At 65.1% G+C, this 21,731-nt stretch carries 17 protein-coding genes, 1 tRNA gene and 1 pseudogene; 10 read left to right on the top strand and 9 right to left on the bottom strand.

Going from position 1 to position 21,731, the window contains the following annotated elements; genetic code table 11:
* Positions 1–449 (bottom strand): annotated as a pseudogene (locus VFA16_RS17100) (hypothetical protein); the annotation flags it as partial.
* 45 nt (positions 450–494) lie between these two features.
* Positions 495–953 (bottom strand): SRPBCC family protein, encoded by a 459-nt coding sequence (locus VFA16_RS17105; protein ID WP_324968959.1) that lies wholly within the window; start codon positions 951–953, stop codon positions 495–497.
* A 199-nt stretch (positions 954–1,152) separates the two neighbouring features.
* On the opposite strand from VFA16_RS17105, the gene VFA16_RS17110 reads away from it, so the two are divergent.
* Complete coding sequence (locus tag VFA16_RS17110) at positions 1,153–2,535, top strand: HNH endonuclease signature motif containing protein (protein ID WP_324968960.1); 1,383 nt, start codon at positions 1,153–1,155, stop codon at positions 2,533–2,535.
* A 9-nt stretch (positions 2,536–2,544) separates the two neighbouring features.
* Here the strand turns inward: VFA16_RS17110 and VFA16_RS17115 are convergent, their stop codons facing one another.
* A complete protein-coding gene (locus VFA16_RS17115; protein ID WP_324968961.1) occupies positions 2,545–2,880 on the bottom strand; it encodes a VOC family protein in 336 nt (111 codons plus the stop codon).
* Between the two features lie 198 nt (positions 2,881–3,078).
* On the bottom strand, positions 3,079–3,693 hold the full coding sequence (locus VFA16_RS17120) for a TetR/AcrR family transcriptional regulator (RefSeq protein WP_324968962.1): 615 nt from the start codon (positions 3,691–3,693) through the stop codon (positions 3,079–3,081).
* A 44-nt stretch (positions 3,694–3,737) separates the two neighbouring features.
* On the opposite strand from VFA16_RS17120, the gene VFA16_RS17125 reads away from it, so the two are divergent.
* Together VFA16_RS17125 and VFA16_RS17130 are read left to right on the top strand one after the other, a co-directional pair.
* Entirely contained in the window at positions 3,738–4,868 is a 1,131-nt protein-coding gene (locus VFA16_RS17125) for a phosphotransferase family protein (RefSeq protein ID WP_324968963.1), read from the top strand.
* Entirely contained in the window at positions 4,868–5,983 is a 1,116-nt protein-coding gene (locus tag VFA16_RS17130; protein WP_324968964.1) for a hypothetical protein, read from the top strand. Before VFA16_RS17125 ends, VFA16_RS17130 begins: the two co-directional genes overlap by 1 nt.
* Positions 5,984–6,061: 78 nt before the next feature.
* Here VFA16_RS17130 and VFA16_RS17135 read toward each other — a convergent pair whose 3' ends face one another.
* Positions 6,062–7,543: an NAD(P)/FAD-dependent oxidoreductase gene (locus tag VFA16_RS17135; protein WP_324968965.1), complete on the bottom strand. Its 1,482-nt coding sequence runs from the start codon at positions 7,541–7,543 to the stop codon at positions 6,062–6,064.
* A gap of 74 nt (positions 7,544–7,617) precedes the next feature.
* On the opposite strand from VFA16_RS17135, the gene VFA16_RS17140 reads away from it, so the two are divergent.
* Together VFA16_RS17140 and VFA16_RS17145 are read left to right on the top strand one after the other, a co-directional pair.
* The gene (locus tag VFA16_RS17140; RefSeq protein ID WP_324968966.1) at positions 7,618–8,592 is read left to right on the top strand and encodes an NADPH:quinone oxidoreductase family protein; all 975 of its coding nucleotides are present in this window, start codon (positions 7,618–7,620) and stop codon (positions 8,590–8,592) included.
* Positions 8,593–8,630: 38 nt separating this feature from the next.
* Positions 8,631–9,971, top strand: coding sequence for a flavin monoamine oxidase family protein (locus VFA16_RS17145; RefSeq protein ID WP_324968967.1), 1,341 nt, complete (start codon positions 8,631–8,633; stop codon positions 9,969–9,971).
* Here VFA16_RS17145 and VFA16_RS17150 read toward each other — a convergent pair.
* Positions 9,966–10,937, bottom strand: a complete 972-nt coding sequence (locus VFA16_RS17150; protein WP_324968968.1) for an alpha/beta hydrolase — start codon at positions 10,935–10,937, stop codon at positions 9,966–9,968. The two genes, VFA16_RS17145 and VFA16_RS17150, sit on opposite strands and share 6 nt — an antisense overlap.
* Before the next feature lie 242 nt (positions 10,938–11,179).
* Here VFA16_RS17150 and rfaE2 point away from each other — a divergent pair, with 242 nt between their 5' ends.
* Positions 11,180–12,628, top strand: coding sequence for a D-glycero-beta-D-manno-heptose 1-phosphate adenylyltransferase (gene rfaE2, locus VFA16_RS17155; protein ID WP_324968969.1), 1,449 nt, complete (start codon positions 11,180–11,182; stop codon positions 12,626–12,628).
* Here rfaE2 and VFA16_RS17160 read toward each other — a convergent pair.
* Positions 12,625–13,731 (bottom strand): glycosyltransferase family 9 protein, encoded by a 1,107-nt coding sequence (locus VFA16_RS17160; protein ID WP_324968970.1) that lies wholly within the window; start codon positions 13,729–13,731, stop codon positions 12,625–12,627. The two genes, rfaE2 and VFA16_RS17160, sit on opposite strands and share 4 nt — an antisense overlap.
* 188 nt (positions 13,732–13,919) lie before the next feature.
* Here VFA16_RS17160 and VFA16_RS17165 point away from each other — a divergent pair, with 188 nt between their 5' ends.
* The 4 genes from VFA16_RS17165 (at position 13,920) to VFA16_RS17180 (ending at position 18,838) form a co-directional block, all read left to right on the top strand.
* Entirely contained in the window at positions 13,920–15,539 is a 1,620-nt protein-coding gene (locus VFA16_RS17165) for an LCP family protein (RefSeq protein WP_324968971.1), read from the top strand.
* A gap of 623 nt (positions 15,540–16,162) precedes the next feature.
* A complete protein-coding gene (locus tag VFA16_RS17170; protein WP_324968972.1) occupies positions 16,163–16,648 on the top strand; it encodes a hypothetical protein in 486 nt (161 codons plus the stop codon).
* 575 nt (positions 16,649–17,223) lie between these two features.
* Positions 17,224–17,445: a hypothetical protein gene (locus VFA16_RS17175; RefSeq protein ID WP_324968973.1), complete on the top strand. Its 222-nt coding sequence runs from the start codon at positions 17,224–17,226 to the stop codon at positions 17,443–17,445.
* Positions 17,446–18,067: 622 nt separating this feature from the next.
* Positions 18,068–18,838 carry a hypothetical protein gene (locus tag VFA16_RS17180; protein ID WP_324968974.1) on the top strand — a complete coding sequence of 257 codons (771 nt, stop codon included), beginning with the start codon at positions 18,068–18,070 and terminating at the stop codon, positions 18,836–18,838.
* Between the two features lie 321 nt (positions 18,839–19,159).
* Here the strand turns inward: VFA16_RS17180 and VFA16_RS17185 are convergent.
* Positions 19,160–19,233 (bottom strand) — tRNA-Met (locus tag VFA16_RS17185).
* A 193-nt stretch (positions 19,234–19,426) separates the two neighbouring features.
* The coding region (locus VFA16_RS17190) for a UPF0182 family protein (RefSeq protein ID WP_324968975.1) at positions 19,427–21,731 on the bottom strand (2,305 nt) is incomplete at its 5' end.

Genomic DNA, 21,731 nt, shown 5'->3' on the forward strand with positions numbered 1-21,731 from the left:
AGCTGAACGGTGTCGTGGCCGGCGAGCAACCGGGTCAGTGCCCAGACGATCGCCAGCCACACGATGAGCACTGCCAGCGCCACCAGCACCACGCGCCAGCTCGGCCGTCCTTTGCCACCACCGAGCGCATCTGGCAGAGCACCGGCACCGCTTGCCACTTTGCGCGGATCCTGCAACCGGGTAATAAGTGCGATCACCGTGATCGCCAGAGTCACCGTCAACAGCGCAATCACGATGACCATGCTGAGCGGGCTGCTCGGCGCCTGACCGCGCGCGCGTCCATGCTGAGGGATATATCCGCGCAACGACGCAGCGACGACCACCAACAGCACGATCACGGCGACCACGCGCCCCGTCGCCTTGTCACGCATTGGCACACCACTCAACCGGTTGCCTGACGCCGTTGCGGCATCGGCGTTGCCCCATACTTGCACGTCAGCTGTCCGCATCGCCAGCAAATAGCGGCAGTTGCCCGGCGGGGCCTTGGGCTGCAGCTATCCGCGCTCGGCCATCTCGGCGAGGCGATCCAGCGACGCCCGTAGCCTCTCCGGCGTCGTGCGCCGGGCGCGGGGAATGCGGTTGCGATCGGTCAGCCGTGTCCAGTCGTAGGTATGGGTAACCCGCGTGTGGGTTTTGTCGATGGGGTCCAGCTCCCATCGCCAGAGGTGTCCCGGTGGCCGCCGGCCCTCTTCGGCGGGCCGCCAGGCGATGCGTCGGCCCTCTTCGAACTCCACAACGCTGTTCTCGCGGATGCTGCCCAGGGTGAGCTTCGTGATGAAGACGTCTCCGACGTTCCGAACGCGCTGCCCGGGTGGAGCTTCGGCGAGGTTGTCATTGCCGTCCCACCGGGGCTGCTGGGACGGATCGGCGATCAACTCGAAAATCGTTTCCGCCGCCGCGGCGATCTCGCGGCTAGCGCTCACCACACGAGGCAGTTCGGCGTCATCGGCCATGGACTGATCCAAGCATTGCGGCTCGCACGCGCCGAGCGCAGGAGTCGGAATCGCGCACCGTAACTTGCCGTACCGATATATCGGCGTCTGGCGGTGCCGGGTTGGCCGAGGTTATCCACAGTTGCGCGTTCATTCACAACTTTTGTCGGGAGACGTTGCGGCCATCGGATTTGTCACCATTGCTCCATAGCTTCGAGGCATGGGTCCACGGGTCAGCGCCGCGCAGGCACGAGAGCGAATCACTGCCGCTCTCGACGCCATCGACGCTGCCCACAACGTTTTGCGTGACATGCCCTCGACGGTGGTGGGCAACAAATTCCGCGTCGACGTCGCCGAGCGGTTGGAGACCCAACATCGCGTCAACCGCGGCCTGATGTACCGGTTCTTCGGCGAGATCGCCGACCCGCCAGACGAGACCGCCGCTGTACCGGCGGTTCGCGACATGCTCTGGACGCGGCTGCGGATCACGCCGAAAGAAATCACCCGACGCTTCAAGCTCGCGGCACGGATCCGGCCTCGCCGCTCGCTGACCGGTGCCCCGGTACCGCCGGAGCTACCCGAGTTAGCGGCCGCGGTTGAGGCGGGCACCGTCGGCGAGGACCACATCCGCGCGGTGTGCCGAGCGGTCGACGAACTGCCCAGCTGCGTTTCGCCGTCGGATGCGGCAAATGCCGAGCGCACGCTGGTCCTGCATGCAACCAAACTCGACGCCGGCATCGTCGCCAAGTTGGGCCAACGCATCGCCGACTACCTCAACCCCGACGGTCACTTCGACGACAACGACCGTGCCCGCCGCCGCGGCCTGCGCTTGGGCCCGCAAGGGCCTGACGGGATGTCACAGCTGAGCGGGCTGATCGATCCCGAGACTCGGGCCTATTTCGAGGCCATCGAAGCGGCGGTGCGGCCCGGCCGCCACCGATCCGAAACCGATCCCGAGCAGCGCGATAACCGCACCCCCGCCCAGCGCTGCCACGACGCGCTGAAACTCGGGCTGGAAGCCGCAAACGCCTCCGGCAAGCTCGGTCTGCACCGCGGCCATCCCGTCACCGTGATCGTCACGACCACGCTGACGGAACTTCACCAGGCTGCCCAGGCCGTGGCTGACCCGTCGATCCAGATGCCAGCACCCGCACGCACCGGCGGTGGGTCTCGGTTGCCGATGCGCGATCTGATCCGTCTGGCCGCCAAGGCAATTCACTATCTTGCGGTGTTCGACAACCACACGGAGCGTCCGCTTTACCTAGGACGGCAAAGTCGGATCGCCACTGCCGACCAGCGGCTGATCTGCTATGCGCGCGATCGCGGCTGCACTCATCCCAACTGTCTGGAACCGGGCTATCACTGCGAGGTTCATCATTCGCCGGACTGGGCGCACGGCGGTCGGACCGACGCTGACAAGCTGTACTTCGGCTGCGGCTGCCACCACGGCATGGCAAGCCGCGGCGAGCGTCGCACGCAGGTCACGGCGAGTGGCCGACTCGGCTGGACCGACGGCAGCGGTCCACCCCAGATCAATCACGCCCACCATCCCGACGAACTTCTGCGGGGAGGCCCCGATCCGCCCGACGAAGAGGAAAAGTGAGCGGGCGCCTTAGCCTTTGGGCCGCCAGACCCCGAACCGATTACCGTGCGGGTCCTGCAGATGCGCGAACTCGAGGGGGCCGTTGTCGGTGAACGGCACGACCACCGTGGCGCCAAGCTGCGTGGCCTTGTCGATGGTGGCGTGCACGTCGTCGACTTGGACATAGAAGATGGCCCAGGAGCCGCCGCCCATGGTCGAGGTGTCCCACACCCCGCCCTTGTCGCCGTCGATCATGCGGTAGTCGCCGGAGTCGCCGATCTGCCAGTTGAACAACCCGTTGTAGAAAGCCGTCGTAGCGCCGACATCGGGTGTGCCGACCTCGAAATAGTTCACGACGTTGGCCATGGTGGGCGTCCCTTCGTCCGATTGGATTGGGTGAACGTCGTGAGTATTGCGCAGCGGTATGACAAGCAGCGTCAGCGCCAGGCGACAGTGTGCTGGTAAGGCCGGAAGCTGCCGTCGAGAACCTGCAGATGCCCGATCGTGCGCCCGGTCCGCGGCTGGCGCCGGTGACGATCGCGACGCGCCCGTCGAGTCGCCCCGTCACCGGACTGACCCGACTTTGACGCCGTGGACCACGATCGCGCTCGTTTGGTCCACCCACGCGTCGTCGAGCTCTTCGTCCGGGCGCAGCAGCAGTCGTAACAGCGTCGCTCCCCCGATCAACTCGATCAGCCGGTCCGGGTCGACATCGGGGTGCACCTCGCCACGCTCAACGCCGTCACGCAATCGTCGCCGCACCGCGGCGAACAGGTCGGCGAAGCGCGACATCACTCGGGCGTTGAGCTCGGCGTCGGCGGTCATGTCGGCGACCAACCCGGGCAACGCGGCCCGCACCACCGGGCTGGTGAACACGTCGCGGGTGGCGGCGATCATCGCCCGAACGTCAGCCGCCACATCGCCAGCCGGAGCGGCCAGCGCGGTGGGCGCCGCCGGGAACGCGGCCTCGTGCACCAGTTCGGCCTTGCTGGACCACCGGCGATACAGCGCTGTCTTGGTGGTTCCGGCGCGCTCGGCCACGGCCGCCAGCGTGAGGTTCGAATAGCCGATTTGGACAAGCAGTTCCGCGGTGGCCGCCAATATGGCAGCGTCGATGCGAGGATCCCGGGGGCGTCCCGCGCCAGGGGCCTTGTCAACAGTGGTCGGGTCTGCTTTCATAACGCTACCCACCGTATCGTAATTGCCTCGTCGAGGAGGCGTCTGTGCCAACTGAACCGGCTATCGACAACGTCAGCCGACTCCAACGTTCCAGCCGCGACATCACTAGGCTGCCGGCGGTGCTGTCGCGCTGGCTGTCGACCGTACTGCCCGGCGGCGTCACCCCGCAGGTCACCGTGGAAAGCGGCGTGGATGCGACGGGGATGTCGTCGGAGACCATCATCTTCACCGCGCGCTGGCACCAGGACGGACAGCGGATGGACCAGAAGCTGGTCGCGCGGGTGGCCCCGACCGCCGCGGACGTTCCGGTGTTCCCGTCGTATCGGCTGGACCACCAGTTCGACGTGATCCGAAACGTCGGTGAGCTCACCGACATCCCAGTGCCTTCCGTGCGCTGGCTCGAACCCACCGGCGACGTGCTCGGAACACCTTTCTTTGTGATGGATCACGTCGATGGTCAGGTGCCGCCCGACGTCATGCCCTACACGTTCGGCAACAACTGGTTCGCCGACGCTCCGGCCGAGCGCCAGCGCGAACTGCAGGACTCCACCGTCGCGGTGTTGGCCAAGCTGCACTCGATTCGCGACGCGGACAAGACGTTTGGATTCCTGTCCAGCGGGGCGGGGGCCGCGCTGCGCCGCCACTTCGACTGGGTGCGCTCCTGGTACGACTTCGCGGTCCCCGATATCGGGCGCTCGCCGCTGCTGGAACGCGCTTTCGACTGGCTGCAGGCGCACTGGCCCGACGAGGCGGCGGCCGGCGAGACGGTGCTGCTGTGGGGCGACGCCCGGATAGGCAATGTGCTGTATCGCGATTTCCGGCCGGTGGCGGTCCTGGACTGGGAGATGGTGACGCTGGGACCGCGTGAACTGGACGTGGCGTGGATGATCTTCGCGCACATGGTGTTCCAGGAGCTCGCCGCTCTGGCAGGGCTGACCGGTCTCCCAGAGGTGTTGCGGGAGGACGACGTTCGCGCCACCTATCGGCGGCTCACCGGCATCGAACTCGGCGACCTGCACTGGTTTTACGTGTATTCGGGCGTGATGTGGGCGTGTGTATTCATGCGCACAGGTGCGCGGCGAGTGCACTTCGGTGAGGTCGAGAAACCCCACGATGTCGAATCACTGTTCTACCACGCTTCGCTGCTGAAACGCCTAATGGGAGAGGGTAATTGATGCTCGGACCACTTGATGAGTTCCCGGTACATCAGCTTCCGCAGCCGATCGCGTGGGCGGGCTCGTCCGACCGCAACTTCTACGACCGCTCCTACCTCAACGCCCACGACCGAACCGGCAACATCTTCCTCATCACCGGAATCGGCTACTACCCCAACCTCGGCGCCAAGGACGCCTTCGTGCTGGTCCGCCGCGGGGACACCCAGACCGCTGTGCACCTCTCCGACGCCATCGACCAGGACCGGCTCAACCAGCATGTCGGCGCCTACCGGATCGAGGTGATCGAGCCGCTTCGGCAGCTGCGGGTGATTCTCGCGGAAACCGAAGGCATCGCGGTCGATTTGACATGGCGGGGCCTGTTCGACGTGGTCCAGGAACAGCCGCACGTGCTGCGCTCCGGTAACCGAATCACGCTCGACGCGCAACGGTTTGCCCAGCTGGGCAGTTGGAGCGGCCGGATTGCCGTGGACGGTGAGGAGATTACCGTCGACCCGGCGACGTGGATCGGCAGCCGCGACCGCTCGTGGGGCATCCGGCCAGTCGGCGAACCGGAACCGGCCGGCCGGCCCGCCGACCCGCCGTTCGAGGGCATGTGGTGGCTGTACATGCCGATGGCGTTCGACGACTTCGCCGTCGTGCTGATAATCCAGGAGGAGCCCAACGGGTTTCGCTCGCTCAACGACTGCACCCGGGTCTGGCGCGACGGCCGCGTCGAACAGCTCGGCTGGCCGCGGGTTAGCACAAAGTACCGGTCCGGCACCCGTATTCCGACCGGAGCGACGATCGAGGCCAGCACCGCCGATGGCACACCAGTGCGCTTCGACGTCGAATCCAAACTGCCGGTGCCGATCCACGTCGGCGGCGGCTACGGCGGAGATTCGGATTGGCTGCACGGCATGTGGAAAGGCGAGAAGTTCACCGAGCGGCTCACCTACGACATGACAGACCCGGCGATCATCGGGCGGTCGGGGTTCGGAGTGATCGACCATGTCGGCCACGCGCTGTGCCGCGACGGTGACGGCGAGCCGGTCGAGGGCTGGGGGCTTTACGAGCACGGAGTGCTTGGCCGCCACGACCCTTCGGGCTTCAAAGACTGGCTGACGGTCGCGCCTTAGGCGCCCAACGTGGAGTTATTGCACGGAATTGATGGAAATGTGTGCGACAACTCCACGCTCGGCGGGTGAACGTGCGGCTTAGGCGGATTGCCGCGCTTCGTCAACCGTCACACGACCGAACACCATGTGGTGATCGTCGATCGGCCGCAGCCGGTAGTCGACCACGTCGCGCAGGAAGTCGTGGCTGACCACCCATGGACGACGGGTGCCCGACTTCGGCAGCACATCCAGGGCGCGCAGCACGTACCCGGACTGCAAGTTCAACGTCGGCTGTTCTGGCATCTCGGCGTCGCCTAGGTGCGGATACGCGTGGGTGTAGCCGTGAGAGTTCATGTATTCCAACAGCTTTGCCACCGATTGCGCTGTCATGTCGGCGCCCAATGTCCAAGACGCGTTGACGTAGCCCACACACCAGGCTGCGTTGGGCACGTCCTCCAACATGTGTCGCTTGTAGACGAAGCGATCATGCGGGTTGATCTTTTCGCCGTCGAGGCTGAGCGTGATGCCGCCCAGCGCCTGCAGCTGCAGCCCCGTCGCGGTGATGATCACATCGGCGTCGAGGTGCCGACCGGACTTCAACACGATGCCGGTCGCGTCCATGTGGTCGATGTGGTCGGTGACGACGTCGACCGCACCGTCGCTAATCAACTTGTATAAATCGGCGCCCACGAGGAAACACATGCGCTGATCCCACGGGTTGTACGGCGGGCGGAAATGGGTGTCGATGTCGTAGCCCTCGGGCAGGTTGCGCTCGGCGATGCGGCGAATCTGCCGCTTCATCACCTCCGGGGCACGGCGCGACACCTCCCACAGCAGCACGGCGACGAGCGCGTTGCGCCAGCGCACAAGCCAGTGAGCAACCTTCAGCGGCAACCATTTTCGCATCGCGACGGCCGTCGGCTCGACCTTGGGCGCGGAGATCATGTACGACGGCGTGCGCTGCAGCATCGTCACATGAGCCGCCTGTTCGCAAAGCGAGGGAATCAGGCTGACCGCAGTGGCCCCGCTGCCGATCACCACGCAGCGCTTACCCGTGTAGTCGAGTGACTCCGGCCAATGCTGCGGGTGCACCACCTCGCCGGTGAAATCCTCGATGCCGGGAAATGTCGGGGTATACGGATTGTCGTAGTCGTAGTAGCCGGTGCCGAAGAACACGAACCGGCACCGGTACGTCATCTCGACACCGTCTTGTTCGGCCCGAATTACCCAGGTGTCGCTGCTCGAATCCCAGTCGGCCGACCGCACGTAGGTGTTAAAGCGGATGTGCTCGTCGATGTGGTGCTTGTGGGCGGTGTCGTCGAGGTACTGCCAGATGTGCTCGCCGTCGACGATCATCTCCGGGCGGGTCCACGGCTCCCATGGGAAGCACAGCGTGTAGATGTCACTGTCGGACCGCACTCCCGGGTAGCGGAACAGGTCCCAGGTGCCGCCGAGGCGATCCCGTCGCTCCAAGATCAGGAAGCGAAGCTGCGGGTTGCGCTCCCGGATCCGGTAGGCGGCGCCGATTCCCGAGATGCCGGCACCGATGATCACCACGTCGAAGAACGGATCGTCGGTCATCGAGAAAGCTCCCTCGTCCGAGTGGTAGCTGCACCTACCAGACTAGGTTCACATCTGACAGGAAGAGGTGACGGATGCGTGCGGTACAGATTTCCCGGCTCGACGGTCCTGAAACGGTGCAGGTCGTGGAGCTCGACGAGCCGGCCGGCGATGGCGCCGTCGTCGTCGATGTGTATGCGGCCGGTGTCGCGTTTCCCGACGCGCTTTTGACCCGCGGGCTTTATCAGCACAAGCCGGAGCTGCCATTTGTGCCCGGCGCCGAGGCGGCAGGCGTCGTGCGCAGTGCGCCCCCCGGAGCGCACGTCAGCGCAGGGGATCGGGTCGCTGCGCTGACCATGCTCAGCGGCGGGATGGCGCAGGTCATCGCGTTGCCGCCCGAGCAGGTGTTCGCGTTGCCGGACACCGTTTCGTTCGAGGCCGGCGCCGGGCTGCTGTTCAACGACCTCACCGTGCATTTCGCGTTGACCCAACGCGGCCGGCTGAGCGACGGGGAAACGGTGTTGGTGCACGGCGCGGCCGGTGGCATCGGCACATCGGCGCTGCGGTTGGCGCCCGCACTGGGCGCGACGCGAACCATCGCGGTGGTCAGCACGCAGGACAAGGCCGACATCGCCAGGGCGGCCGGTGCAACCGACGTCGTGCTGGCCGACGGGTTCAAAGACGCGGTCCGTGAGATGACCGGTGGACGCGGCGTCGACATCGTGGTCGACCCAGTCGGCGGTGACCGGTTCACCGACTCCCTGCGCTCGCTGGCTCCTGGAGGCCGGCTTTTGGTGGTGGGCTTCACCGGCGGCGACATTCCGACGGTGAAGGTGAACCGCTTGCTGCTCAACAACCTTGACGCGGTCGGCGTGGGCTGGGGAGCCTGGGCAATGTCGCATCCGGGTTATCTCGCCCACCAGTGGTCGGAGCTGCAGCCGCTGCTGGCGGCGGGCACGATAGCCGCGCCGCAGCCCGAGGTCTACCCGCTGAAGCGAGCCGCTGACGCGATCGCGGCGCTGGAAAACCGCAGCGCCAAGGGCAAGGTCGTGCTCAAGATGCGCGACTAGCGCCTTGCGCGGCCGCGGGCATGCGGTTGACTAGCGGCATGCAGCAGTGGGATGCCGATGTGGTGGTGGTCGGCGCTGGTTTCGCTGGGCTCACCGCCGCTCGTGAGCTGGCGCGCAGCGGCCACGACGTGCTGGTGCTCGAGGGCCGTGACCGGGTAGGCGGACGCTCGCACACCGGAGCCATCGCGGGCGTACCCGTCGATCTGGGCGGCACCTTCGTCGGCCCGACCCAGGATGCGGTATTGACGCTGGCCGCTGAGCTCGGAATTCCGACGGTGCCCACCTACCACGAGGGCGCCAATCGGATCCGGTGGCGCGGGCGGGTCCGGTCGTATCACGGGACGATCCCGAAGCTGTCGCTGCCCGGCCTTATTGACATCGGCCGGGTGCGTTGGCAATTCGAACGCATCGCGCGCACGGTGCCGCTGGGCGAGCCGTGGGCCGCCCGACGCGCGGCGCAACTGGACGGGCAGTCGCTGGGCGGTTGGCTGCGCTCGGTGCACGCGGGCGCCACCGCGCGGGACTTGCTGGCGATCATGGCCAGGGTCACCTGGGGCTGCGAACCCGACGACGTGTCCATGCTGCACGCGGCCCGCTACGTCCGCGCTGCAGGTGGGCTGGACCGGCTGCTCGACGTCGAAGGCGGCGCCCAGCAGGACCGCTTCCCGGGCGGTACCCAGCAGATCGCCGAGAAGGCGGCCGCGGAGCTCGGCGAGCGCGTCGTGCTAGGCGCCGCGGTCCGCCGCATCGACCAGCACAGCGCCGGTGTGACGGTCAATTCCGAAAAAGGCCGAGCGCAAGCACGATTCGTCGTCTTCGCGACCCCGCCGGCCCATCGGGGGGCTATCGAGTTCGTCCCTTCGCTTCCTGTCGAATACCAGCAACTGGCGACGTGTTGGCCACAGGGGCGGCTGAGCAAGGCCTACGCCGCCTACCCGACACCGTTTTGGCGGGCCGACGGGTGCTCCGGGCAAGCGCTCTGCGACGAAGGCCCGGTGTTCATCACCTTCGACGTCAGCCCGAAGCCCGGCGGGCCGGGCATCCTGTTGGGGTTTGCCGATGCCCGCACATTCGACGGGCTGCCGCTCAATGAGCGCCGCCGCCAGGCACTGGAGTGCTTCGCCGCGCTGTTCGGCGACGCGGCGCTGGAGCCGCTTGACTATGTCGATCACCGTTGGGCCGCAGAGGAATTCGCGGCAGGCGGCCCGACTGCCGCGGTGCCGCCGGGTTCGTGGACCCGCTACGGGCCATGGTTACGCCGGCCGGTTGGGCGAATCCACTGGGCCGGCACGGAGACCGCCGACGAGTGGACCGGATTTCTCGACGGCGCCGTGCGCTCCGGGCAGCGGGCAGCCGCCGAGGTGGCCGGGCGGCTATGAGCTGATCCGCCGCGCCCCAGTCGATTTCGCGGCCGTCTCCGCGAGGGTTCGTAGCTGCCGGTTGACCTCGGCGGGGTGCTCTAGCATCGCGCAGTGGCCACCGGACAGTTCGACGAGTCCCACGAGATTCGGTGCGGAGCGAGCGATCCGGCGCGACTGGCTGATCGGGGTCAGCCGGTCTCGTTCGCTGCCGATCACCAGCGTCGGCACGGTCAGCCCGGCAAGGCTGATGTGCCGGCGCCCCAACCCGTCGGCGAGCATCCTGGCGCAGCCGCCTCGTGCAGCCGGTGGGGTCGCGGTGAACAAGTCGTAGATCAGCGCCGCAACCGCCGGATCGGCGTCGGCGCCGACTGCCAGCATCGCGATGAAGTCGCGGATCGGCCCCTGCATCACGCTGGGCGCCGCAAAACCACCGAACGTGGCAATCAGGCGCCGGCCGGCCAGCACACGCGCCGCCGCCAACTGCCGCGGAAGCGGCACCAGGTTCACCTTGCGCACCAGATCACCGGTGGTGGTGTTGATCAACGCAACTGCGTCGGCGCGGTGCTCGACCTTGTGGCGGTAGCGGTCGGACCAGGCCGCGATCGCGATGCCGCCCATCGAATGCCCGGCCAGCACGGCACGCTCCCCGGGCGCCAATGTGGCCTGCAGCACCGCATCGACGTCGGAGGCCAGGTGGCTGAGGCTGTAACCGCCACGCGCAGGGGCGCCGCTGCGTCCGTGGCCGCGATGGTCGAAGGCGATCACCCGGTAGTCGCCGGCCAGGTCGGCGATTTGGTATCCCCATACCCGAATCGCGCAGGTAATGCCGTGTGCCAGCACAATGGGATAGCCGTCCGGCGGCCCGAACACCTGGGTGTGCAACCGGGTACCGTCAGCGGCCCGGACATTCACGGTGCGGCTGGGCGGCAGCACCTCGGGCAGCGCGCCTGCTGTGCTGCCCCGAGCCGATCGCCGAGTACTCATCACCGCTCTCCTCGGATGCGGCGACATTGCCGCACCTCGATGCCGGAAGTTTAGCCGGGCAACTGCATGGTAGGTGTTAGATCACCAAACGACCCGCCGACGCGAAATTCCCGCACTAACCGGCCGTCAAACAAGCGGCTGCCGCAAGACACCGGTTTCGCCTTGCGGTGTCGCGGAAACCCACATCGGGTGCCGGGCCCGAGTCCGTTGACCGGCCTCGGACTATGCCGGAGGGATATCTGATGCGGCACCCACGCAATTCACCGAACTCGCCGCCTCGGGTGGTGGTGCTTGGCGACGGCGTGCTCGACGTGTGGCTGTCCGGGACGTGTCGGCGACTGTCGCGGGAAGGCCCGGCTGCCGTGGTGGACGTCGAACAATCCAGTGTTTGCCCCGGCGCCGCTGCCAACACCGCGGCCAACCTCGCCGCGCTGGGCGCCCAGACGGAGATCGTGACCCTCATCGGCAACGACGATGTGGGCCGCTCGCTGCGGCGCGAACTACACCGCGATGGTGTCGGCACCGAGCACGCGGTGAGCGCGGCCGGACGCACGACGCCAAGCAAAAGCCGCGTCGTCGCGTCCAGTCGCGTGCTGCTGCGCTTCGATCAAGGCGATCCGCGCCTGGCTTCGGAGGCCGAAGCGCGTCAGCTGGCCGATGAGCTCACTGCGGCACTGCATGTCGCCGACGCACTCGTGATCTGCGACTATCGCGGCGACGTCGCGCATTCTCATGTGTTCGCCGCTCTCGACGCGGTGCGGCACCGGCTGCCGCTGCTGGTCGTCGACGGCCACCGGCTGGGCGCCTGGCGGTCGATGCGGCCCGATGTTGCGACACCGAGCGCCGCGGAGTCGATGGCGCTGTTGCCGGATGCGAATCCGGACGGCCAGGCGCGGGCCGACTTCTTCGTCGCACAGCGTCGCCAGTTGGCGGACGCGACGGGGGCGGACACGGTCGTGGTCACCCTCGACAGCGAGGGCGTACTGCTGCTCGACGGCGACCGCCCGCCATACCGCACCGCCGCTCAGCGCGCGCCGGAAGAGAACTGCGCCGGCGCAGGCGACACGTTCGCGGCCGCCATGACGGTCGGCCTGTTACAGGGGATGTCGGCGGAGCAGGCCACCGACTACGGCCAGCGCGCCGCCGACGTCGTCACCGCACAACCCGGCACGTCGGTGTGTAGCAGAGCCGAGCTCGACGAGCGGATGGTCAGCGGCGTACCTATTTCGTCGGATGCGTTGGCGCGCAGGGTCGCTCGCCACCGCAGCGCCGGGCACCGGATCGTGTTTACCAATGGCTGCTTCGACGTGCTGCACCGCGGACATGTCGCATATCTCAAGCAAGCCAAGGGGGCCGGCGACGTGCTGATCGTGGCAATCAACAGCGACGAAAGCGTGCGCCGACTCAAGGGCTGGACGCGACCGATCAACAACGAGATCGACCGGGCGGCGGTGCTGGGCGAGTTGAGTTGCGTGGACTATGTGACGGTGTTCGACGACGACACACCAGCGTCGCTGATCCAGCTGCTACGGCCCGATATCTACGTCAAAGGCGGCGACTACACCGCCGACATGCTGCCCGAGACACCCGTAGTGCGCAGCTACGGCGGCGAGGTCCGCACGCTGGGCTACGTCGCCAATCATTCGACCACCGAGACGATTGCGCGGATCCGGGCGTCCGTCGACTGTTAACGCAACAAGTCGCGCAGCTCGTCCATCACCGCGTCGGGTGAGACGTCGGACACGAACGAAACGTCATGCTTGCACGGGTCAGCAGACACGCAATCCTGGTCGCACACGGGGCAGCGGCTGGTCCACGACATCACTACCCGATCTCGCGAGCGGCCGAGCGGCGCGTAGTGAAAGACGTTGGGCAGCCAGAAGATGCCCACCGTGGCTGTGCCGACGGCCTTCGCCAAGTGACGAACTCCGCTGTCGTTGCCCACCAGCACGTCGCAGCGGGCCAATACGCCGCACAACGCCGAAAGGTTCAGCTCGCTCAACATGGCGACAGCATCGGCGTCCGCGCCACACAGCATTGCGCGCGCCCGCTCGGCAATGTCGCTCATCAGCTCCTGCTCGCGGGGTGTGCCCACGATTACCACACGGGCGCCGTCGTTCACGCAGCGGCTCACTACAGTCGCGAAATGCCCTGCGGGCCAACGACGTCGGGCGTCACGAGCACCCGCGTGGACAGCAACCACCGGACCGGAAGACCATGGCATAACCTGGTGCGCGCGCTGCCGGTCGGCGTCGGTGACTGCGATCGACGGTTCCAGCCTGACCGGCGGTGCCCCGGCCAGCCCTGCGACTTCCAGCCAGCGCAATACCTCATGCTGGTAGAGCCGGTAGGGGATCCATCGGGTGAGCGGCTCGGCGCCGTCGGCGCGCGCTCCGACCGTCCATTTGGGGCGCAGGCTCTTGACGAACGGATTCGACGATCCGCCGCCGCCGTGCAGTTGGACACCCAAGTCGATTGGGTGGCGTCGGATCCAGTCCCAGAACCCGTCCTCGGCCGGCGGGTCGCCGCCGTCGTTGCCGGGGTCGTAGATGCCGGGCATCGGCGGTAGCGGCAGCGCACGGCTCACCGGCGACGGCCTTGCGGTCAGCAGCGTGGTGTGCGGCGGCGCGCACAGCAGCATCAGCTCGGCGTCGGGATAGGCAGCCTTGAGCGCCTCCATCGCGGGAACGGCCATCAGCAGGTCGCCCAGCCCGCCGCCGCGCAGCACAGCGATCCGCCGCACATCAGGCCAGCGCTGTTCCGTTGGTCCCACTGCCACCGTCGGCACCGGCACGGTCCTCACCCTCCACTTCGTCCCACTCGCGCAATGACGTTGCGGTCGCTGCGGATTGATGTCTGCGGTTACCCGACCGGCATCGCTCAGCAAACTCGACCAGGCGGCGGGCCTCTTTCCCGCATACGGCCGCCACCTCGGCAAACAGTGGTTAGAAGCCCGGCGACCTGGCTATTCTCCGATTCGTCATGACACATCGGGCGGACGCCCCGGGCGACGGAAAAGCTCGTTCGACGTCCGGGATCCAGGATCGTAGGTACCGCAACCACTCCATCGTGGTCGGCGCCAAGGTGCTGGCCGCGCTGGTGTCGACGGTGGCGGTCGTCGTTACGGGTATCGCGTGGAGCGCCTATCGCACCGCGTCAGCTGGCATCACCAGATCCGATGCGCTGGCCGGTGAACCGGAATCGACCGGAAGCGAGCAAAACATCCTCATCATGGGACTGGATAGTCGTCGCGACCAGCGAGGCCAGCCCTTGTCGCCGGAAATCTACGACGCGCTGCACGCAGGTGACGAAGATACCGGCGAGAACGACGCAGATGCCCTCATCCTGTTGCATTTGCCGGCCGGAGACGCTCCCGCGACGGCCGTTTCGATTCCCCGCGACGACTATGTCGACCTGGCCGGATGCTCGCGGTCGGACTGCCGGGGCAAGGTCAAGGAGGCCTACCGTCTGGCCTACCAGGCCGTGATGGACGGATCGGCCAACGCGCTGTCCGGGACCGCCGGTGCCCACAGGCAAGATCCCGCGACCAAAGAACAAACCGCCCGTGAGGGGGGTCGCAAAGCCGAGATCAGCACGGTCAGGCGTCTACTGCAGGTCCCGATCGACCACTTCATCGAGGTCACCCTGGTGGGGTTCTTTCAGATCGCCAAGGTGGTCGAACCCATCACTGTGTGCTTGAACGAGGACACATCTGATCGCTACTACTCGGGGGCGGACTTTCATCGGGGCCGCCAGCAGATCACTGCGGCCCAGGCGATGGCGTTCGTGCGGCAACGCCGAGACGCCGACAACGCGGCGTTCACCGACCTTGATCGAACGCGCCGCCAGCAGGCCTTCATCGCCTCGCTGGTCAGCGCGCTGCGCCGTAGCGGGGTGGTGTCTAACCCCGAGCGGCTGCACAAGCTCCTGGACGTCGCGAAGCAGAATGTGGCCGTCGACGCGGGGTTCAACTTGGAGGAGTTCCTGCGCAACGCGTCGGCGCACCCGAATCGCCCGGTCGCGCTCTACACGCTTCCTGTCACCGATTTCACCGAAACCTCCTACGGCGAAGACGTCAATGTCGTCGACGTATCTGGTATTCGCACCATCGTGCACAACCTGGTCGGCAACGATTCGCCCGCGGCGGCGGCTTCCACAAGCGAGAGTGAGTCTGCGCTGCCGTCGGCGGGCGGCGTCACGCTCGACGTGGTCAACGCCTCCGGTAAAGAAGGAGAAGCTGCCAGTCTGCAGAAGTCGTTAGCTACAAATACTTTCACAGCGGGGAAGGTCAGCACCGCCGAGTCCACGAGGCAGACGAGCACGATCGCCTACGGGCCCGGCGCGAAAACGGCCGCGACCGAACTTGCGGATGAGCTGAATATCACGGCCGCCGCCTCCGACACCGTCGCCCCCGACACCGTGCAACTGACGGTGGGCACCGATTTCACCAGCTTTGACTACCCGCATCGCATGTCGGCGTCGCCGACGACAACCACCGGGGAGCCTGTCACCACGGTGCCCGCCACCGGCACCGGCACGCGAGAACCGACGCCTAACAACCTCACACGGATGACCGCCGATGACATTCCCTGCGTGAAGTGATATTGAAGAGAGCATGAAACGTCTTGTGTTCAGCGCGATGCCTGCGGCCGCTTTCACACTGGCGGTTGCCACGATGATCTCGGCCGCACCTCTTGCCCACGCGCAAACCGATGTCGAAAACAGCTGTAAAAGCTCCGGCGGCCAATATACGTCGCAGGAGGTACAACCTCACTGGGGTGCCGATCCGGTTCTCATCGAGACATGCTGCACCGGTGGCGCATCGGGGCAATGCACGACGTACCGCGACGGCGTGCCGGGGCCCACATACGGAGGAAGTTAGGCGGCAACGCCGAGCCTCCCGCAGAGCGGGGTTGGGTCCCGCACGGGACGAGGCCGCAGTTCCACCGTCGAGTCGTTACAGATCTCCGGCGGCGGTGAGGGCTGCCTCGCGACATAGTTGATGCCTTCGCGCGCGTCCGCAGGCCACTTCGAAGGCGCAGATCGCCATCGCAGCCGCTTCGCGCGCGACCTGGCCGGCATGAGCTTTCTCGAGCGGCTCAAACCTGGAGTGGCACTTTTGTTATAAACGTTTATCCCAAACGTCGCATGGGTAACTCTAGTAACAGGGTCGGCCTTGCTGGCCCGCCACGACAAACCAAGAAAGAGTGGAATGGAACATCTGTATGAACACTGTCCTGTACTTCAGCCCCACTGGCGTCGCCTATGAAACCCGTGCCTTCAGCAAGGCCGACATAGCTGATCTGGTTAACGACTGTGGTCTTGAAAGTCTGACCAGCACCGACGGACAATTCGATTTCTGGTTCACCCCGTCGACGCGGCGCTGCCAACGCCGGCCCACCCGTAGTGCTACCGAATTGCTCTTAGCGACAACCAGGTTCACGGCGAAAACCGTGCCGCTGCTCCGCGGCGGAGTGGTTGTCGCCACTCATGACTCCGACGGCGACCTTGACGGGCTCAGCTGGCAGCAATTGGAGGTTTTGGTCCAGCGCAGCCGCTCATTGACCAGGCGCGACGACCGGGTGCTCAGCCGGCGGATCACGCGCGATTTACGCCGCCAGCGCCGGCACATCGCTCAGTCTGCGGCCGCTCGCCAGCAGACGACTACGCCCAGTGGCCAGGCGGTCGGCCCTGTGCTCATGTGGCACTGACACCCATCAGACACAAAAACGGCCCCCGGAGAATTTTCCGAGGGCCGTTCCATTTAGTAGCGGGGACAGTGTGTGGTTCCAGGACATGCGAATAGCGTGTCTCAAGACATACGAATAGGTCGCAGCGCCACTGTCGGTGGGTGTCGAAGGCTCGCCTGGTCATCACCGCCGTCCTCATCGAGGGCCGCAGCCAATCTGAAGTAGCCCGTGCCTACGGGGTGTCCCAGTCCTGGATTGCCGGCTGGTCAAGCGATACGCCTGGAAGGACAGGCCGGATTTGAGCCGCGTTCACGGGGCCCGCACACCAGCCCCACGCGGCTACCGCAGACGACCATCGACTTGATCGTCGAACTATGGGAGAAACCGGCCAGCAAAGGGCTCGACCACGGGCCGCACACCATCGCCTGGCACCTTCGCCATCACCACGGCTTGGTCATGGCGGTCAACTCCATCCATCGCCACCTGCGCGCGGCAGGGTGGGTAACACCAAGACCGCAGCGGCGTCCCAAGTCCTCCTACATCAGATTTGCCGCCGAACAACCCAACGAACGCTGGCAAGCCGACTTCGCCCACTGGTGGCTCGCCGATCACACCCACACCGAATCCTGTGCTGGATCGACGACCACGCCCGATACGCCCTGTCGGTCACCGCGCATCGCCGCGTCACCGGCCCCATCGTCTTGGCCGAATTCCGTTCAGCCGAGACTGCGGTCAATCCTGACCATGAGGACAAGCGCCATCTCGGCGTCGCGGCCAGCGGTTCTACATACGCGGCGCGCGCCGTTATCCGGTTATAAGCGCGCCGCCGCCGCCTATGCTGGCGCCCATCCCAGCTGCTAGACAGCCCGTCGACAGCAGCAACACAGCGGTCAGCACTACGGCAAGTGCGACAGCTCTTAGCGCGCTCTTGATGCTCTTCATCGGCGTCCTTTCTCGCTGGTTGTTATACATTTGTCCAGTTGGATGTTATAGCGGTCAGCTGCGTGGCGGTACGGTTTTTCTACATCTGTGTGATTGGTGATTCCAGCGGCGTTACCAGCAGCCGCGGCGAAGGTCCTGGCCTCCTTGCGGGACGGCTCCGCTCGACGTCTCGGGTGCTTCATCGGCCTGCCCCACCCCCGCTGGATGTGCTTCGAGCGCAGCGCCGCCCCTCAGCTCGCGCTTAGCCGAGGGTCAGCACAGGGCAACCCCAACAATGCCGACCAGTGTGTGTTCGTTGCTCTATGGGGCATAAATTGCTGTCCATGGCTGACGCGAATACGGACACTTGCCAAGTTCGGCAGACCTTCGCCAAATCGCCGGTAACTGCGCTGTGATCTACTGTTCGCCTGCCTGTTGACAAGGCGCTCGGTAGGTTGCGTCGCCGCCAACTTCCTAGGCCGAGCGAGTACGCGAGGCCAATAGAGCAACAGGAGATTTATGCAGGAGCGGTATTTAAAAATTGACGTTAACTTCTCTTGGCATTTGATCTGGATATTCGCTTTATTAGAAGGAGTCACGGTTCCTTTAGTGCCGTTATTGTCTGAAAATGGACCCAGCGTAAACTCAACTGAACACAATGTGACTGCGGCAGCGCAGCTCGTAGTATTTGCCCAAAAAATGGTTATTGTTGGTATCTATGGGATGTCTATAGGGTATATCGGGACGTTAGCAATTTGCCTGTTGTTGAATTATATCGCTTTTCGTAACATAAAAATTTATCTTAATAATGCCATTATTAGGCAAGTGGCCCGCCCACTAGTTATCGCGCTGTGGGGAGGTGTGTTATTAGCAATTATTTTTTGGATACAGCAATGCATCGGCAGCGTATTAGCACTTTCCTCGATAGGGAGTTTAATGGTTTTTGGGTTTGCCTCTGCCGCGGGTGGTGTTATCATTACTAGTGCGATTTATTTGCTAACGGTAAATGTCACATCTCGCATGGGAATCCAAATAATTACCACAGAACAGCGATTCTTGTTGGCCAAACTTCCAATTATCTCGTTTGCTATGTTGGTCGGACTCTATGAAGGATTCGCCATGCCGATTTTTCAAGGATGGCAATTAGCACCTCAACATAAAGTGTTAGTTGCACTACTGGTGGGGGTTTCGGGTGGCGCACTTAGTAGTTTGATAGTTGTTGCGCTAGCTCACGTACCTGCGGTTAACAAGCACACGTGGCTAAAATTTTCCGTAATGGCCAGAGCCTAAACGCTGCGGCGCTTACTCACACTGGGATTGAGAAAATTTCCGTTGCGGATTGTAGCCCGCTCGGTCAGCACCCAGCGATCATCCAGCAACGCATCCGCCACGTCTATCGATGGCAGCGGCGTGCCCCGCTTCGAGCCGCACGGCGAAGAGCACCGCCAATCGCAGTTCGGAATCGATGGTCCCGATGTCGCTCATGCGCGAACGGTAAGCCCGCACCGTGCGCGTTCCAACGAATCGTTAGCGTTATGAATGTTCCCAAAAGTGTTCCCGTCGGGCATGAAAATGGCCCCCAGAGAGTCCTCTGAGGGCCATTTTGCCTAGTAGCGGGGACAGGATTCGAACCTGCGACCTCTGGGTTATGAGCCCAGCGAGCTACCGAGCTGCTCCACCCCGCGTCGGTAAATGTCAGGTTACCGAAGACCCGCCACGGCAGCCAAATCGCGCAAGCCAAGGGTCCGCGCCGGCCCTCACGGGTTGGCGAGCGGGCGCAAATTGCCACGGTTCACGGCGTGTCGGCGTACAAACACGCCCGCTCGCGCCGCGGGGCCACCATGGCGGCCGGCGGCGCCGGCGGCCAAATCCGTCGCGTTACTTGGTGCTGTTGAACTTGTTGATGGCGTCGTCGAGGCGCTGCAATGCGGCGCCGTAGGCGGCGAAGTCGCCCTTCTTCTGCGCGTCGCGCGCCGCACCGATCGCCGACTGAATCTCTTTCAGCGCGGCGGCCTTGGCGGCCGATAAGCTGCTGGCCCCGTCGGGCGACGGGGGTACGGCCGCTGCAGCCGGTGGCGGGGGCGCCGTAGGAAGCGAATCGGCGGGCGGCCGGGCACCCGATGCCGGGCTGGGGGGCGCACCAGCATCGGCCGGCGCGATCCCCGTCGCGGTGGCGCCCGCACCCGGGCCGAAAATCCCAGTGAGCGCGTCGCTGACCGTGGGGCCGTAGCCGACCTTGTCGTTGTACATCATCGCTACCCGGATCAACCGCGGATACGAGGAGGCAGCATCGCTGGCGCCCGGAGAGGCGTAGACCGGCTCGACGTACAGCAGCCCACCCTGGGCGACCGGCAGGGTGAGCAGATTGCCCCACCGGATGCGGTTCTGGTTGTCGCGCCCGATCACCCCGAGGTCCTGGGACACCGCGGTGTCGGTGGTGATCGCATTGTTGGCCAGTTTCGGACCGTTGACTTGTCCCGGGATGGTCAGCACGGTGATCTTGCCGTAGGTCGCCGGATCAGAGCTGGCGCTGATGTAGGCGGCCAGATAGTCGCGCTTGAACCGGTTCATCGCGGTGGTCAGCTGGTATGACGCCGAATTGTCGTCCTTGGCAAGGTTTTTCGCGACGATGTAATACGGCGGCTGATAGCTGCTGGCGGTCGGGTTCGGGTCCAGCGGCACGTCCCAGAAATCCGACGTGGAGAAGAACGTCACCGGGTCGTTGACGTGGTATTTGGCCAGCAGCATCCGCTGCACCTTGAACAGGTCTTCCGGATAGCGCAAGTGCTCGGCAAGTTCGGCCGTGATCTCGCTCTTGGGTTTGACGGTGCCGGGAAACACCTTCATCCACGCTTTGAGAACGGGGTCCTTCTCATCCTGGGCGTATAGCGTGACAGTTCCGTCGTAGGCGTCGACGGTGGCCTTCACCGAATTGCGGATGTAGGAGACCTGTTTGTCGGGGGCCAGCCGGTTGAACGCCACCTCGTTGGAGTCGGCGGTAGCCGAGGACAGCGAGGTCAGCTCTGAGTACGGGTAGTTGTCCAGGGTGGTGTAGCCGTCGATGATCCACACCAGCCGCTTGTTGACGATCGCCGGGTAGACGCTGCTGTCGGTGGTCAGCCACGGCGCCACCGCTTCGACCCGCTGCGCGGGATCGCGGTTGAACAAGATCCTGCTGTTGGAGCCGATCACGTTGGAGAACAGGAAGTTACGTTCGGCGAACTTGGCCGCGAACACGCTGCGCGACAACCAGCTTCCGATCGGCACTCCCCCAATGCCGGTATAGGTGTAGTTCTTGGTTTCGGTGTTGGTCTCGTAGTCGTATTCGCGGTCTTTGCCGTTCTTGCCGACGATCGCGTAGTCGGCTGCGGTGTTGGAGATCACCGGCCCGAAGTAGATGCGCGGCTGGTCGAGCCGGGCCGGGCCGTCGGAGAGCACGGTGCCGTTGGCCCCGACGACATTCACGAGGAACTCCGGGTAGCCCCCGTTTTGGTTGGGGTCGTTGGCAATACCGCGGACGGTGTTGGCCGGTGACGCGATGAACCCGTTGCCGTGGGTGTAGACGGTGTGCCGGTTAATCCAGTCCCGCTGGTTGTCGATCAGCCGGTCGGGGTTGAGTTCGCGGGCGGCGACAACGTAGTCGCGCAGGTTGCCGTCACGGTCGAGGTAGCGGTCGATGGACAGCTGGTCGGGGAAGTAGTAGAAGTTCTTGCCCTGCTGGAACTGGGTGAACGCGGGGCTGACGATCGTGGGGTCGAGCAGCCGGATATTGGAGGTAGTGGCCCGGTCGGCCGCGACCTGCTGGGCGGTGGCCTGCGAGTCGCCGCTGTAGTTGCGGTAGGTGACGACGTCGTCGGTCAGTCCGTAAGCTTGCCGTGTCGCGGTGATACTTCTGCTGATGTATTCGCTTTCCTTTTGCGCGGCATTGGGTTTGACGCTGATCTGCTCGACGATCAGCGGCCAGCCTGCGCCGACGATCAGCGAGGACAGCAGCAACAGCACCAGCCCGATCGCGGGAATCCGCAAGTCCCGCAGGGCGATCGCCGAGAACACAGCGGCCGCGCATATCACCGCGATCGCCACCATGATCAGCTTGGCCGGCAATACAGCGTTGATGTCGGTATAGCCCGCGCCGGTGAACGGCTTGCCGCCACGCGTGTGCGAGAGCAGCTCGTAGCGGTCC

The organism is Mycobacterium sp. (assembly GCF_035653355.1).
GTDB lineage: Bacteria > Actinomycetota > Actinomycetes > Mycobacteriales > Mycobacteriaceae > Mycobacterium.